This is a genomic window from Rhizobium sp. LEGMi-198b (assembly GCF_054114205.1).
The window spans coordinates 830,352-845,977 of record NZ_JBSYVH010000001.1 but is presented as its reverse complement, the minus strand read 5'-3'; the positions used below and the strand labels follow the sequence as shown (position 1 = coordinate 845,977).

15 protein-coding genes are annotated in these 15,626 nt (G+C 59.2%); all 15 read left to right on the top strand.

All coding sequences use genetic code 11. The features are described 5' to 3' along the window. Nucleotides 1–196 precede the first annotated feature (196 nt). The 15 genes from ACXHXG_RS04120 (at nucleotide 197) to fliR (ending at nucleotide 15,613) form a co-directional block, all read left to right on the top strand. A complete protein-coding gene (locus tag ACXHXG_RS04120; RefSeq protein WP_104822011.1) occupies nucleotides 197–835 on the top strand; it encodes a hypothetical protein in 639 nt (212 codons plus the stop codon). Beyond that, a complete protein-coding gene (locus tag ACXHXG_RS04115; protein ID WP_457898556.1) occupies nucleotides 832–2,334 on the top strand; it encodes a MotB family protein in 1,503 nt (500 codons plus the stop codon). Before ACXHXG_RS04120 ends, ACXHXG_RS04115 begins: the two co-directional genes overlap by 4 nt. 3 nt (nucleotides 2,335–2,337) lie before the next feature. Continuing rightward, on the top strand, nucleotides 2,338–3,642 hold the full coding sequence (motC, locus tag ACXHXG_RS04110) for a chemotaxis protein MotC (protein WP_457898555.1): 1,305 nt from the start codon (nucleotides 2,338–2,340) through the stop codon (nucleotides 3,640–3,642). Nucleotides 3,643–3,644: 2 nt separating this feature from the next. Continuing rightward, nucleotides 3,645–5,324 carry a flagellar hook-length control protein FliK gene (locus tag ACXHXG_RS04105; protein WP_457898554.1) on the top strand — a complete coding sequence of 560 codons (1,680 nt, stop codon included), beginning with the start codon at nucleotides 3,645–3,647 and terminating at the stop codon, nucleotides 5,322–5,324. Beyond that, nucleotides 5,233–5,859, top strand: a complete 627-nt coding sequence (locus ACXHXG_RS04100; RefSeq protein WP_245463924.1) for a transglycosylase SLT domain-containing protein — start codon at nucleotides 5,233–5,235, stop codon at nucleotides 5,857–5,859. The genes ACXHXG_RS04105 and ACXHXG_RS04100 overlap by 92 nt, the downstream gene beginning before the upstream one ends. A gap of 280 nt (nucleotides 5,860–6,139) precedes the next feature. Continuing rightward, a complete protein-coding gene (gene rem / locus ACXHXG_RS04095) occupies nucleotides 6,140–6,811 on the top strand; it encodes a transcriptional activator Rem (protein ID WP_104822015.1) in 672 nt (223 codons plus the stop codon). A gap of 287 nt (nucleotides 6,812–7,098) precedes the next feature. Further along, a complete protein-coding gene (locus ACXHXG_RS04090) occupies nucleotides 7,099–8,379 on the top strand; it encodes a flagellar hook protein FlgE (protein WP_104822016.1) in 1,281 nt (426 codons plus the stop codon). A 27-nt stretch (nucleotides 8,380–8,406) separates the two neighbouring features. Beyond that, on the top strand, nucleotides 8,407–9,882 hold the full coding sequence (gene flgK / locus ACXHXG_RS04085; RefSeq protein ID WP_104822017.1) for a flagellar hook-associated protein FlgK: 1,476 nt from the start codon (nucleotides 8,407–8,409) through the stop codon (nucleotides 9,880–9,882). A 3-nt stretch (nucleotides 9,883–9,885) separates the two neighbouring features. Next, the gene (locus ACXHXG_RS04080) at nucleotides 9,886–10,944 is read left to right on the top strand and encodes a flagellar hook-associated family protein (protein ID WP_104822018.1); all 1,059 of its coding nucleotides are present in this window, start codon (nucleotides 9,886–9,888) and stop codon (nucleotides 10,942–10,944) included. A gap of 37 nt (nucleotides 10,945–10,981) precedes the next feature. Then, the gene (gene flaF, locus ACXHXG_RS04075) at nucleotides 10,982–11,329 is read left to right on the top strand and encodes a flagellar biosynthesis regulator FlaF (protein WP_104822019.1); all 348 of its coding nucleotides are present in this window, start codon (nucleotides 10,982–10,984) and stop codon (nucleotides 11,327–11,329) included. Continuing rightward, nucleotides 11,326–11,775, top strand: a complete 450-nt coding sequence (flbT, locus tag ACXHXG_RS04070) for a flagellar biosynthesis repressor FlbT (RefSeq protein ID WP_104822020.1) — start codon at nucleotides 11,326–11,328, stop codon at nucleotides 11,773–11,775. The genes flaF and flbT overlap by 4 nt, the downstream gene beginning before the upstream one ends. After that, nucleotides 11,766–12,263, top strand: coding sequence for a flagellar hook assembly protein FlgD (gene flgD, locus ACXHXG_RS04065; RefSeq protein WP_104822021.1), 498 nt, complete (start codon nucleotides 11,766–11,768; stop codon nucleotides 12,261–12,263). Before flbT ends, flgD begins: the two co-directional genes overlap by 10 nt. A gap of 28 nt (nucleotides 12,264–12,291) precedes the next feature. Next, nucleotides 12,292–12,558, top strand: a complete 267-nt coding sequence (gene fliQ / locus ACXHXG_RS04060; protein WP_104822022.1) for a flagellar biosynthesis protein FliQ — start codon at nucleotides 12,292–12,294, stop codon at nucleotides 12,556–12,558. Between the two features lie 218 nt (nucleotides 12,559–12,776). After that, nucleotides 12,777–14,864 (top strand): flagellar biosynthesis protein FlhA, encoded by a 2,088-nt coding sequence (flhA, locus tag ACXHXG_RS04055; RefSeq protein WP_104822023.1) that lies wholly within the window; start codon nucleotides 12,777–12,779, stop codon nucleotides 14,862–14,864. Next, nucleotides 14,861–15,613 (top strand): flagellar biosynthetic protein FliR, encoded by a 753-nt coding sequence (gene fliR / locus ACXHXG_RS04050; protein WP_104822024.1) that lies wholly within the window; start codon nucleotides 14,861–14,863, stop codon nucleotides 15,611–15,613. The genes flhA and fliR overlap by 4 nt, the downstream gene beginning before the upstream one ends. Nucleotides 15,614–15,626 lie beyond the last annotated feature (13 nt).

The window sequence follows — 15,626 nt, the reverse complement described above, 5'->3', positions numbered from 1 at the left end:
AAGTTTGACCCCCTACGGTCCATCGCAATGGCATGGCTGCGCTATTTCCGGTGACGTTCGGCGTCACGCCCGGAAAGCGTGGTCGCAGGACGGAAACCGGAAGCGTGATGATCGACGTTTTGAGCATGGGAATTCAAGGGACCTGTCGGGAAATCAGCTCGCGGTCTTCTGCGGATGAAAACGGGAGGATGTCAGCATGAGCCCGACGCTATCCCGCTACCTCAAGGATTTCAGCGCCGAGCCGCCTCCGCCTCCGTCCGCCGGCATACCGGATATGCCGTTCGAAGAGACTTTGGACTTTCCAGAAACTCCGGTGGTGGTGCCGATCGATATCGAGGCGGAACGCCGCGAAGCCTATGCAGAGGGGCACGAAGCCGCAACGCAGGAATTGACGCAAAAGCATCAGGCCGAGCTGGAGACTATCGCCGAAACACACCGAGGCGAGATGGATGCCTTGCGTGCCCGATATGAGGAGCGCGCGGCGGAGAAGATCGTCAACGGATTGAAAAAAGTCGCCACGATGCTCGGACAGGCGATCAGCGCGGAAGCTGCCGTCGCACTTGCGCCGATCATGACGGAAGCGCTGACGGCCAGGGCCGTCGCCGATCTCGCCGAACGGGTGACGGCAGCCATTCTCGATGGCGCGGCAGGTCCCATTACGGTCAGTGGCCCCCGTCATCTCTTCGAGGCCCTGCATGCCAGTATCGGCCAAAACGGCGTCTTGTTGCGCCACGTCGAGGCTCGCGATGTCGATCTCACCGTAACGATCGGGGAGAGCGTGCTCGTAACCCGCATGTCTGCCTGGGCCGCTAGCCTGAAAGAGATTCTGAAATGAGCGACGGCGATCAAAATCAGGGCAAACACGAGATCATCATCGTCAAGCGGCATGGCGGCGGTGACCATGAAGGCGGCCATGGCGGCGCATGGAAGATCGCCTATGCCGACTTCATGACGGCGATGATGGCCTTCTTTCTGGTGATGTGGCTGGTGAACGCCGCAAACGAAGAGACGAAGGCCTCCGTCGCCTCCTATTTCAATCCGATCAAGCTCGCCGACGAAAAGCCAACCGAGAAGGGGCTGAAGAAACCCGTCGACAAGGCGGACGGGCAAAAGAACCAGGCGAAGTCGAAGAACAAGGAAGACAATCCGAACGACGGCAAGTCCGCCAAGACCGGCGAGGACCAGACCTCGACATCGGGCGATCAAACGAATTATTCCGAAGCGGATTTCTTTGAAAATCCCTATTCGGTCCTTGCCGAGATCGCTCAGCAGGTCGGTCAGCAGGCCAATGTCAGCGCCAAGGGTGAGGGGGGTGCTGCCCAGTCGGGTCCCGCCACCGGTGCGGATGGCGGCCAGGCCTATCGCGATCCCTTCGATCCGGATTTCTGGACCAAGCAGGTTCAAGTCTCCAGCGCCTCGAAGAAGGCGAACGAAGAACAGGACGCAAAATCCGACAAATCGCCGAAGGGCGAAGTCATTGCCCTTTCCAAGGCGACCGCCGCCGATACCGGTCAGCCGGCCACCCAGCCGCAGAATCCGGAGGACCAGCCGACCCTGAGCGATCCGCAGGCGTCGACGGATCAGCAGACCAAGGACCAGCAGAACAAGCAGGCTGCAAAGCAGACGCCGAACCAGCAGACCGCAAGCGCCGCTGCCGCCGAGCAAAGCGAAGCTTCGACATCCGAAGACAATACGGCGGCGGCGCAGAACAAGGACGTCGCGCCGACGAAAGATCAGCAGCAGGACGCCAAGGACCTGCAGGACGCGATCCAGAAGCAGATCGGCGGCGTTGCCGGTCAGCTCGCTGAAGGTCTTCAGGTCATGCCGGCAGAGGGTGGTCTTCTCGTGACGATTTCCGACCAGACCAATGACCCGATGTTCAACATCGGCTCGGCCGTTCCGCGCCAGGAGATGGTGCTGGCGATGGCAAAGATCGGCAAGATCCTTGGGGATCGCAAAGGGTCTATCCTGATCCGCGGCCATACCGACGGGCGTCCCTATATGGTCGATGGCCACAACGACAATTGGCGCCTGTCGCTCGACCGCGCTCAGAGCGCCTACTACATGCTCGTCAACGGCGGGCTGGACGAGAAGCGGATCGCGCAGGTTTCGGGCTTTGCCGACCGCCGGCTGAAGCTGCCTGACGATCCCTTCAACGACGCCAACCGCCGCATCGAGATCCTGATCCAGGGCGCTTCAAGCCAGGCCGCCAAGAACCAGACCGACGGCAGCAATCAGGACCCGGTCAAGCCGGTTCCGGTCAAGCCGAACCAAGGCAAGCAAAATCAGGGTAAACAGGGCCAGGGCAAGCCGAGCCAAGGCAAACAGGGATAGTCCATGGCGCGCATTCAGCATCGTCATCGCGTCGCGCTTGCCCTGACCCTCGGCATGGTCATGCCGGGGATCGCTGGTGCGGAGGGTCCGGACAGCCTGCCGCCCTACAAGATGCTGCGTTCGCTTGAATTCATTCAGGACTCCGTGGTGGCAGGCGATAGTTCGGCCGGCGAGATGCAGCGTTTCATGCTCTCGACCATCGACGAGCGCCTGCGTACCGCCGATAAGTCCGCCTTCGACGACAGCCGCAATGTTGACGCCGCGCTGATCTACGCGATGAGCGGCGGCAATCCCGCGACGCTGGAATATCTGATGTCGCGCGACCTCAACGGCAATTTCGACAATCGCGTCGCCGACGTCTTGAGGAAATATCTGAACGGCAAAGGGCTGCTGGTGGTCAACACGCTCGCCGATATTGCCAGGGAATACCGCGACAAGAAGATCGGCCCCTATCTTTCGCTCGTTGCCGCCAACGTCATGTCCGCAAAAAACCCGAAGGCGGCGCTGAAGTTTTATGACTGGGCGCGCCTGACGTCGCCAGGCACTATCGTCGAGGAATCGGCGCTGCGCCGCTCCCTTGCGCTGTGCGCCGACACCGGGATGGTGCGGGAGGGTCTGGATTATGCGCAGCGGTATACGAGGCGCTTCCTGCACTCGCCCTATGCCAGCCAGTTCGCCAACCTCTTCGTGCAGCTCGTCGTCGATCATGACACCGACGTCAAACAGCAGGATATTATCGATATCCTCGCGTTCATGGACCCGCCGAGGCAGCGGGAAATCTATCTGCGAATGGCGCGCCGCGCCGCGATCGCCGGCAAGGCCGATCTCGCCGCGCTCGCGTCCGGTCGCGCCCAGGCGATCTCCAACGACGGCGGCGATGCGTTCGGCGCGCTGGCGGGCTTCTATGGCGGTGTTGCCGGCGTGTCGACACCCGATTTAGGGGCGGCAGTGCGCAACATAGACCAGATGCCGGCCGGCGAATTGAACGCGCAGGATCGCGCTCTGCGCGATGCCGCCAAGGCGGTGGCGGACGAAATTCTGCGTGAGCCGGAGCCGACAAGCCTGACGCAAGTCTCACCGCCTAATCTGCCTAATCAAGAAAGTACTGAACACGATGCTGCTGTGACGAACCAACCTGGGGCCCAGTCCTCTGGCACGGCGGGTGTTGAGGAGGGAGCCCCGGCAAAGGCGGCTCACGCCCCGGATGAAGGAAGGCAGGAGGCCGACTCTTCATTTAAAGCATTCGTCACGACGAGCCGCTCGAAGCTTGACGCCATCGACGGCCTGTTGAAGCAGGAAAGTCATTGATCATGATGGATATCGGTATTGCCAGTGCCCCGCCCGGGGCCGATCTGGTTGCTGTTGCCAAAGGCGGGCGTTCGGCCAAGCAGGATGATGGCGACGGCAAAGGGTTTCTGGATGCACTGACCAGTTCGCGCGGCAACGGGCGAAGATCTGACACGGCCGCGAACGACGATACGGACACCGCTGATACGGCGACCGATATCGATAGCGATGCAAATGCAGATACGGATCCGGCGAAAACGTCGGCTGGCGATCCGACGGCGATCGCTGCGGCCATGGATGATGGCAGCAACGCCGGAGCCGGCATGATCGATCCGTCCGTCGCCAATATTGCCGCCCTCGCTGAGCTTGCCAAAGGCTCCAAGCAGCCCGGCGGTGCCAAGTTCCCGCAAGGAGCGGACGCGGCAAATCTTTCAAAATCGCTGATGGATCTTCAGAAGTCGGCCCAGGTAGATGGCGCATCTGCCGATCAGGCTCAGGCGACTGATCCGGCCGGCAAGACGGATACGGCCCAGGTTCTAGATCAGGCTCAGGCGCAGACCTCGGATCAGCTCGACGACATCGCGCAGCAACTGGCGGACGCGATCGCGGGCAATCAGCCGGTACAAGGCGCTGGCAATGGCAATGGCAATGGCGATGGCAAGACGCAAGCGCCGGGGAAGACGGGTAAGACGACGTCAGCGGATGACGACAGTAAGTCTTCGACGACGCAAACCACTCAGACCAGCGGCGCAGCGTCGGATGCGCTCTCGCTCTTGAACGTGCCGCAGGCGGCCAACGCGGTCGCGGCTGCGCCGCAGAGCGTGTCGAATGTGTTTGCCGGCGCCGACACAAAGGCGCAGACGGAGCCGGATCAGCCTTTGCCGAAAATTGCTGATGTGACGCTGAAGGATGCGTCGGCGAATGCCACGGATACCGGAGCGGCAGTTTCTGGGACAAGCAGCGACGCCACGACCACGGCGCAGACCTTCAGGTTGGTACGTGCCGATGGACGCGGCGGCTCGCTCGATATGTCGATCAGCAAAACCGGCAGCGACGATGCGGCGCAGGTCGACGTCAAGGCATCATCGGGCAGCAGCAATGCGGAGACCGTTACGGTGCTCGATTCCCGCCGCTACCTCGGTCTTGCGGCCAATTCCAACGCGACGCTCGTCACCAGCGCTCTCGCTGGAGATGGAGAATGGTCGAGTGCAATGCAGCCTAGTTCGGCGCTCTCCAACGCGGCGAGCTGGACGAGCACCGGCAAGGTCGTCAATACGCTCAAGATCCAACTGCATCCCAACGACCTCGGCCAGGTCACCGCCACCATGCGGCTTTCCGGCGATCAATTGAGTGTCGATCTCAAGGTGCAGACCAGCGAGGCCTATCGGCAGCTCCATGCCGATCAGAGTCACATGGTCGATGCGTTGCGCGCCCAAGGATATCAGGTCGATAATATCACTGTGACCCTGGCCTCGAACGCGGATCAACAATCGGACAGCGGTAGGCAATCCGGCTCCCAGGGACAGTCCCAGCAATCCCTATTGAATCAGGGGCAGGGTGGGGACGCGCGACCAAAGGGGCAGGGCTATTCGGGGCAGCAGGCAAATGGCAATGATGGTAATCGCAGCACGGGCGAACGCGGCTTGGAAGACGGCACTGCTGGCAGTGCTCAGCGTTTACGCTCTGGCGACGTTTACCTCTGACGCCCTTGCCACCGCGAACGGCGCGCCGCCCGATAACGGCGCAGCCGGCCTGTGCGAGCGCGAAATCCAGTCGGCAGCGGCGAAATTCGGCATACCGGAAGGCATCCTCTATTCGGTCGGTTTGACGGAGACCGGACGCAAAGGCTCGCTGTATCCCTACGCCCTCAATGTCGAAGGCAAGCCAATCTTCCCGCCTTCCGAAGGCGCCGCCTTGCAGACCTTCGTTGCGGCCAAACAGAGCGGAGCGAAGCTGATCGACATCGGCTGCATGCAGATCAACCAGTATTTTCACGGCGAAAACTTCGCCTCCGTTGCCGATATGTTCGACCCCCATCGCAATGTCGAATACGCTGCCAAGTTCCTCCGCGACCTCCATGACAGGCATGAGACCTGGACGATGGCGGTAGCTAGATACCATGCCGGCCCGAACAACGACCCCGCCCAAAAGGTCTATGTTTGCCGCGTCATCGCCAATCTGGTCGCCACCGGATATGGAAAATGGACGCCGAACGCGGCGACCTTCTGTCAGAACTGAATTAACCAAAAGTTGTATTTGGCTCTTCGTAGGCGGTCGCTAACCTATTTGGCACGGTTGACAACACGAAGATGCCATGAACTACGTATATTCGTAATATACTAACTAACCAATTTTTTATCGGTGTAAAACCAAGGGTACCCACTACATCTAGTGCAAATCGGCCCCCAATTCTTAATCAATTATTAATTTCCGTCACTCATTTCCGACAGTTGTTCGTGATTCGCCCGATTCGTACCCATAGTCCATCGAAACACCACACTGATTCGGAGGCGGACGAATGATCGTAGTGGTTGATGAGCGAGAGCTCGTTAAGGATGGTTATACTTCTCTCTTTGGGCGCGAGGGCATCCCGTCAACGGGGTTCGATCCCCGGGAATTCGGCGAATGGGTCACGACCGCTGCGGACGGCGATATTGCCGCCGTCGAGGCGTTTCTGATCGGACAGGGACAGCATGTGCACGAATTGCCGCGGGCAATTCGCGACCGGTCGGTAGCTCCCGTCATCGCCGTCAGCGATCAGCCCTCGTTGGAATCGACGCTGGCGCTCTTCGACTGCGGCGTCGATGACGTTGTCCGTAAGCCGGTGCATCCGCGCGAAATCCTGGCCCGTGCGGCTGCGATCCGCCGGAGGCTGAAGGCGATCACCAGCTACACCGACATCGGCCCGATTCGCGTCTTCGCCGACGGTCGTGACCCGGAGATTAACGGCGATGTCTTCGCCCTGCCGCGGCGCGAACGTCGCATTCTGGAATATTTGATTTCCAACCGTGGCCGCCGCGTGACCAAGACGCAGATCTTCAACGCGATCTACGGCATCTTCGACGAGGAAGTCGAAGAGAACGTCGTCGAAAGCCATATTTCCAAGCTGCGCAAGAAGTTGCGCAAGAAGCTCGGTTTCGATCCCGTCGATTCCAAGCGCTTCCTTGGCTACTGCATCGATTGGAATTGATGCTTCGACCGGGACTTGGCGTAGCAACGCTAGCCCGCGTGTAATTCCCTCCCAAAATTTCTTTCAAATTCCCAGGATTATACGCGGGCCCCGAACATCGATCGCGGTGTTCGAATGCGAAGGTGCGCCAACTCTTACCTTTACTGCGACCGTCGAGCGCTCCTAATGACGCGTCGCAGCAATCTCCGAAAAGCTGCTTCATGATGACCGGCTTTTCCTCTTTTCAGACAGCTTCACGCAAGGCCCGCCCCATACTCTCAGCCTTACGAGGAAAACGAGGATTCCAGATGAGCATTTTCGGCAGCATGAAAACCGCGGTTTCAGGGATGAACGCCCAGGCAAACCGTTTGGGTACTGTTTCTGACAACATCGCCAACTCCAGCACCACCGGCTACAAAGAAGCATCGACGAGCTTTTCCTCCCTCGTCCTGCCTTCCTCGGCCGGCAGCTACAGTTCCGGCGGCGTCCAGACGTCGGTGCACCGCGCGATCTCGCAGCAGGGCAACATATCCTACACGACCTCGAGCACAGACCTCGCAATCCAGGGCAACGGCTTCTTCGTCGTCCAGAGCTCGTCCGGACAGACGTTTCTGAGCCGCTCCGGCGACTTTTCGGCGGACTCCTCGGGCAACCTCGTCAATTCCGCCGGCTTTACGCTGATGGGCTATCCCTACAGCTCCTCCGGAACGGCTTCTGTGGTCGTCAACGGCTTCAGCGGCCTGGAGCCGATCAATGTCAGCGAGAATGGCGTGACCGCCGTCGCCACGACGACTGGCGAGATGGAAGGCAACCTCGATTCCAATGCCGACATCGCGACCAGCAGCACCACCGGCTATCTGCCGTCCGAAAATACGTATCCGGTAACCGACGACACGAACAAGGTTTCGATCACCGGTTATGACAGCCAAGGCAACGCTACCACCTTCGACGTCTACTATACCAAGACCGCCGACAACACGTGGGATGTCACGGTCTACAATCAAGCAGACCTGGTTTCTGATCCGACGTCGGGCGGTGCTCTTTATAGCAGCGATCCGGTTGGCAGCACGGAGCTTGATTTTGACGATACCGGCGCTTTGACGTCAGGCGGAACGTTCGATCTCAGCTTCACCAGCGGATCGACGACGCAAACCATCGCGATGGATATGACGGGCTTCACCCAGGTCGCCACTGACTTCAACGCGACGGGTAGCATGAACGGCCAGGCTCCGAACCCGGTGACGAGCGTCACGATCAGCAAGGACGGCACGGTCAACGCAGTCTATAAGGACAGCTCCACCAAGGCCCTCTATCGTATCCCGCTCGCCACGGTGGCAAGCCCCGACAATCTGACGCTCGAGAGCGGCAACGTCTATTCGGCCAACGGTGAGTCCGGCGTTACGGTGACCGGTTTCCCGCAGACCGGCGGCTTTGGCTACATTCAGTCCGGCGCGCTGGAAGAATCCAACGTCGACCTTGCGACCGAACTGACGAACATGATCGAGGCGCAGAAAAGCTACACCGCGAACTCCAAGGTGTTCCAAGCCGGTTCCGACCTTCTGGACGTTCTGGTCAACCTGCAACGTTAATAAGTACGATAGGGTAGCGAGCCAGCCATGTCCCTCACAACAGCACTCAATAACGCGCAAGCGATATTCAACAATACCGGCACGCAGAGCAGTGTCGTATCGAACAATATCGCCAATGCCGGCAACGCGGATTACACCCGCCGCCAGGCGATGTTGACGACGGACATGAGTGGCGCGCAGGTCGTAAAGATCGCCCGCGCCGACGAGCCATCCTTGCAAAAGGCTTTCCTGGGCAGCACGTCTGACGATGCTGCTCAGCAGCGCCTGCTGAAGGGTTATGAGGATATCCAGTCCGGAACGATCGGCGGTAACGATAACGAGATCGCGCCGTCCACCTATCTTGCCGCCCTGCAAACGGCAATGCAGACCTATGCCGGTTCGCCGGCCAGCACCACCGCCGCGCAATCGGCCGTCAACGCTGCCCAGGATCTTGCAAATTCCCTGAACAACGCCACCACGGCCGTCAACGGAATTCGCACCGATGCCGACAAGGAAATCAGCTCGGATGTCGACTCGCTGAACAGCCTGCTGACGCAGTTCGAGCAGGCGAACGATGCGGTCAAGACCGCGACTGCGACCGCCGGTCCGACGTCCTCTGCGCTGTCGGATGCGACGGATCAGCGCGATGCGGTCCTGAAACAGATTTCCCAGATCGTCGGCGTCACCACGGTCACACGATCGAACGGCGACATGGCGCTCTATACCAGCGGCGGCACGACGCTGTTCGAGACGATACCGCGTCAGGTCACCTTCACGCCAACGAATTCCTATACCGATGGCACCGTCGGCAACAGTGTTTACATCGACGGCGTAGCGGTCGATCCCGGCGAGGGCGCGGACACGACGGCGCAGGGCAGCCTTCAGGCGGCGCTCCAAGTTCGTGACGACGTTGCTCCGACCTATCAGAAGCAGCTCGACGAAATCGCACGCGGCCTCGTGTCGATGTTTTCGGAGAAGAACCAGTCCGACTCCACTCAGGATGCGTTGCCAGGCCTTTTCACTTGGAGCGGCGGTACCGTGGAGACCGATACCACCGCTGTCGCCGGCATGGCCGGTACGATCGCGGTCAATCCGGCGCTGATCACCTCAGAAGGCGGCGATCCGACCCTTCTGCGCGATGGCGGCATCAACGGTTCCGACTATGTCGTCAATTCCAGCGGCGACAGCGGTTATTCCGATCTGCTCGACTCCTACGTCACCGGCATGGACACGAAGATGGACTTCGATCCCGAGGCAGGCTCCGACACGACGGCCAGCATCATGGATTATGCGTCCGATTCCATCGGCTGGCTGGAAGACCAGCGCAGCTCGGCAAATACGGCGGCGGAAAATACCTCCGCGGCGCTGTCGCGTTCATCGGAAGTCTATTCGAACGAGACCGGGGTCAATCTCGACGAAGAGCTGACGCTGATGATGGACATCGAGCAATCCTACAAGGCGGGAACGAAGATATTGAACGCCGTGAACGAGATGCTTCAATCGGTACTGGATATTGCGAGCTAAGCCATGAAACTTTCCTTCATTTCAAGCGCAGCCATTCAGAACGCTATGCGTCAGACGATCCGTCAGTCGCAAAATGAGATGACGGATGCTTCGACCGAAGCGACGACCGGCGTCTATGCGGATATCGGCGTCGCGCTGGGGAGCAATACTGCACTTAGCGTCAATCTCACGCGGGAAGTCACACGCATCGATTCCCTGCTCAGCAGCAACTCGATCGCCGATCAGCGCATGTCGTCGTCACAGACGGCTCTGAGCGACATGTCGTCTCAGTCTCAGAAGCTGATGGATCAGTTGGTGGCGCTGCGTGGCAACACCGATGGAAGCAGCGTATCGCTGACGCAGCAGACGGCGAGTGCGACGCTTTCGAGCTTCATTTCCGATGCCAATACCATGGTCAACGGCGAGTATCTCTTCGCCGGCACCAATACCGACGTGCAGCCGATGACCGACTACACCGCCGATGCGACGACCTCTATCCAGACGGCGCTGGCGCAATATGCCAGCGACAACGGCACGACCGTCGAAGATCTGACCGGCGACCAGATGACGGATTTCATCACCACTGAGGTCGAGCCGATGTTCACGTCGGACTCTGCTTCTGCGCCGGACAATTGGGCAAGCTGGTCGGCCGCTTCGGATCAGAACATGTCGAGCCGCATCAGCAACTCAGAAGTGATCGATTCCTCGACCAACGCCAATGAACCCGGCATGCGCTACCTGGCGCTCGCAACCACCGTCGTCAACTCGTTGATGGATTCGAGTTTGGGCTTGAACCAGGACGCGTTGAATGCGGTCAACGACCAGGCAACCAGCTATACGCGTCAGGCGATCGATGGAATCAACGACCAGTCGAGCCAGCTCGGTCTGTCGCAATCGCGTCTCTCAGATGCGAACACATCGCTGAACGCACAGAAGGATATCATTAACACTAATATCGGCGACCTTACCGGAGTCGACCCTTATGAGGCTTCGACCAAGGTCAACAGCCTCGAAACTCAGCTTGAGACGGCATATACTATCGTCTCCAAGATACAGCAGCTGAGCCTTGTAAATTACCTTTGATGATCAAAGGCATGTAATGACCAAGAAGGATGCATGAATGTATCAGTTCTCATATGCGGAAGTCATGCAGGATGCAGTGGCCGACGCCAAGGAGCGAGAACGTCAAGTTCTGGACCGGTCGGTAGCTCTTCTCTCTGCGGCCCGTGACAAGGGGAAGTACGGCCGCGAAGCGATCGAGGCACTGTTCTACACAAGACGTGTCTGGATCAGCTTTATCGAGGATCTAAAAAGTCCGGAGAACCAGCTTAACGTCGAACTGCGCGCCAATCTTATCTCCATCGCAATCTGGATTTTGAAGGAATGCGACCGGATCCGTAGGCGCCAGTCGGAAAATTATCAAGGCATCATCGATGTCACCACCATCATCAGGGATGGACTTAAATGAAAAGTACGCTTCGCATATCGCTTAAAGCCGGGGAAAGAATTTTTATCAACGGGGCCGTGCTGCGTGTTGACCGCAAGGTCGCCCTGGAATTCCTGAATGATGTGACCTTCCTGCTCGAGAACCACGTTCTCCAGCCGGAAGATGCGACGACACCGCTGCGCCAGCTTTATTTCATTGCGCAGATGATCCTCATCAATCCGGAAGGCAAGGAACAATCGACGGCGATGTTCCGCAAGTCGATTGTCATGCTGCTCTCCTGCTTCCGCAATGAGGAAGTGCTGGCCGAGCTAAAGCGGATCGATGGGCTCGTGGCCACCGGCCGTGCCTTCGACGCGCTCAAGGCGATCCGCGGGCTTTACCCGGTCGAAGACAACATTCTTCACAACCAGGAAATGCCGGCCGCGACGATCGAGCATATTCGCCGGGAGATCGCGCCGTGGCGGTAGATGCAGTCACCAGCACCACGTCTTCGACCAGCAGCAGTTCGAGTAACGCGGCGACAGCCTCGGCAAGCGCTACGGTGAACTACAATGACTTCCTGCAGCTCCTCATCGCGCAGATGAAGACACAGGATCCGACCGACCCGATGGATGCCAGCGAGCAGATTTCGCAGCTCGCCAGCTTCTCCCAGGTCGAACAGCAGATCCAGACGAACTCGCACTTGGAAACAGTGCTGCAGAATCAATGGATTTCGAATGCGTCGGACTATATCGGCAAGGAGATCATGAGTGCCGACGGCACCGTCACCGGCACGATCAAGGAAGTAACCGTCTATTCGGACGGTATTATTGCCGAAACCGAAGACGGCGACAAAGTGCTTCTGCAGGCGGGCGTCACAGTCGCGCCGGCAGGCACGACGATTGATACGACGACGTCAACGAGCGATACTACGACCGATTCGTCTGACAGTACCGACTCGACCAGCAGCTCATGAGGAGCCGGCTGAACTAAGGGATGAAGATATGAATGAAGCCGATGCATTGGATATCTTCCAGGCGGCGATCTGGACGGTGCTCGTTTCCGCGGGCCCGGCAGTTCTCGCGGCCATGATCGTCGGCCTCGTCATCGCCTTGATCCAGGCGCTGACCCAGGTGCAGGAGGCCACGTTGACCTTCGTGCCGAAGATCGTCGCCGTCATGGTGACGGTCGGCATCACGGCCCCCTTCGTCGGCTCGCAGATCTCGATCTTCACCAACCTCGTCTTTTCCCGAATTCAGTCGGGATTCTAAAACATGACGCGCAAAACTGCGCAGCGGTTTTGCGATCACGATATGTGCAAGTTAAGAGCTAAAGCGCAAAGAGCTGATCCCAGAGATTGCGATGCGCTTTAGGACGGTGGCGTCGGCCCGAGGCCATTCTCGCGCAAGCTTCGCCTTTTAATGATCTGACCGAATAGGGCAAACGGGTCAGCCGTTTGCCCCCTCTCATGAAGAGACGGAACCGGTCGATGGCGCAACCACCCGCAATAGCACTTCCCAAAGCCAATCCCAGCATGCGTGATATCGGGTTCGCCCTCGGTATCATGGTCATCCTGTGCGTGCTCTTCCTGCCGATCCCGCCATTCCTCATCGATATGGGCCTGGCCTTCTCGATCGCGCTCTCGGTGCTGATTCTGATGGTGGCGCTGTGGATCAAGAAGCCGCTGGAATTCTCATCCTTCCCGACCATCCTGCTGATCGCGACCATGACGCGTTTGTCGTTGAACATTGCGACGACGCGCGTCATTCTTTCGCACGGCTATGAGGGACATGATGCGGCCGGCGGCGTGATCGCCGGTTTCTCCAGCCTGGTGATGTCCGGCGACTTCGTCATCGGTCTGATCGTCTTCATGATCCTGATCACCATCAACTTCATCGTCATCACCAAGGGCGCGACGCGTATCGCCGAAGTCGGCGCGCGTTTCACCCTCGATGCTATCCCCGGCAAGCAAATGGCGATCGACGCCGACCTGTCGGCCGGCCTGATCGACGAGAAAGAAGCGCAGCGCCGCCGCCGCGAGCTGGAAGAGGAAAGCTCCTTCTTCGGCGCCATGGACGGTGCTTCGAAATTCGTGCGCGGCGATGCCGTCGCCGGCCTGCTCATCACCTGCATCAATATCTTCGGCGGCATCATTATCGGCTATTTCCGCCATGGCATGCAGATCGGCCAGGCGGCCGACGTCTTCGTCAAGCTTTCGGTCGGTGACGGTCTGGTGTCGCAGATGCCGGCGCTCATCGTCTCGCTCGCGGCCGGTCTTCTCGTTTCGCGCGGCGGCACCGCCGGCTCCACCGACCAGGCCGTTATCAATCAGTTGAGCGGCTATCCGCGCGCGCTCGCCGTTGCCGCGATCCTGATGGGCATCCTGGCCGTCATGCCGGGCATGCCCTTCGTTCCCTTCCTCATTCTCGGCGGCCTGATGGCAGGCGGCGCCTGGTTCATCCCGCGGCAGGCCGAAGCTGAAAACAAGCTTCGCCGCGATGCGGAAGAAAAGAAGGTGATGCAGTCGAAGGAAATGGAAAAGGATTCGGTCAAGTCGGTTCTGACGACCTCGGAAATCGAATTGGCGCTCGGCAAGATCGTCTCCACCCGCCTGCTCGGCGCGCATCAGGAACTGGCCTTCCGTGTCGGCAAAATGCGCAAGAAATTCGCGACGCAATACGGGTTCGTCGTGCCGGAAATCAAGGTGACGGACGACATCGCCATTGCCGACAAGTCCTATCAGATCCGCATTCACGGCACGACGGTCGCCTCCAACATGCTGCGGGTCGGCGAAGTGCTCGTCGTCACCGGTTCCGGCCGCAAGCCGACCGTTCCGGGCGACGAGATTCGCGAACCAGCCTTCGGCATGCCTGCTGTCTCGGTCCTCGAAGCCTTCACCGAGGATTTGAAGCGCGAAGGCTTCCAGCCGATCGACAATGTCTCCGTCGTGCTGACGCATATGAGCGAAGTCATTCGCAACAACCTGCCGGCGCTTCTTTCCTACAAGGATGTAAAGATCCTGATCGAGCGCCTCGATCCGGAATACAAGAAGCTCGCCGACGAGATCTGCTCGTCGCATATGTCATATTCCGGCCTGCAGGCGGTGCTCAAGCTGCTGCTTGCCGAACGTGTCTCGATCCGCAACCTGCACCTCATTCTTGAAGCCGTTGCGGAACTTGCGCCGCATGTGCGCAAGACGGAGCAGATCGTCGAGCATGTGCGCGTGCGCATGGCGCAGCAGCTCTGCGGCGACCTTGCCGACAATGGCGTGCTGCGTGTTCTCCGCCTCGGCAGCAAGTGGGATCTTATCTTCCATCAGGCGCTGAAGCGCGACCAGAAGGGCGAGATCGTCGAGTTCGACATCGATCCGCGCAATCTGGAAGAATTCAGCGAGCAGGCAGGCAAAGTTATCCGTGAATACATGGACCGCGGCTTGCCCTTCGTGCTTGTCACATCGCCGGAAACGCGCTCCTATGTGCGCATGATCATCGAACGCCTGTTCGCGACTCTGCCGGTCTTGTCGCATGTGGAATTGGCCAAGGGGATCGAGATCAAGATTCTAGGTTCCATTTCATGATAACAGACCCCCAGGGCACCATTCTGGCGTTGTTTCTCGCCTTCTGCCGCATTGGCGGCTGCATCATGGTGCTACCGGGGTTTTCGTCGGGCCGCGTGCCGCAACAGGTTCGGATCCTGCTTGCGGCTGCCTTGTCGATGGCAATCCTGCCGCTGCTTTGGAACACGATCTATCCGGAAGTGTCCAAAGGCGGCGCCACCTATATCGGCCTGATCTTCACCGAAACGGTGATCGGCCTGATGTACGGCATGATGGCGCGGCTCTATACGCTCGGGCTGCAATTCGCCGGCACAGCCATATCGATGTTGATCGGCTTCAATGCGCCCGGCGGCATGGACATCATCGAAGAATCGAACGAGACGTCGCTCACCAGCCTGATCAGCTTCTGCGGACTGATGATGCTGTTCATTATGGATTTTCACCACCATGTCCTGCAGGCGCTGGTCGATTCCTATTCGGTCGTCCCCTTTGGCGGCCATATCGATGCGCGCGCCTCGCTGGTGTCGGTGGCCGATACGCTGGAGGCCACCTTTTTCATCATGCTGCGGCTGGCGAGCCCCTTCCTGCTCTATGGTCTGATGTTCCAGATGTCGATCGGCTTCATCAATAAGCTGGCGCCGCAGATACCGATCTATTTCATCTCCACGCCCTATCTGCTGATGGGCGGGTTGTTCATGCTCTATCTCAGTATCGCGGCGATCGTCAGTCAGTTCTCCGGCGCCTTCCTCAGCGTCTTCAACGGGCATTAGCGGGCTTAAGGGC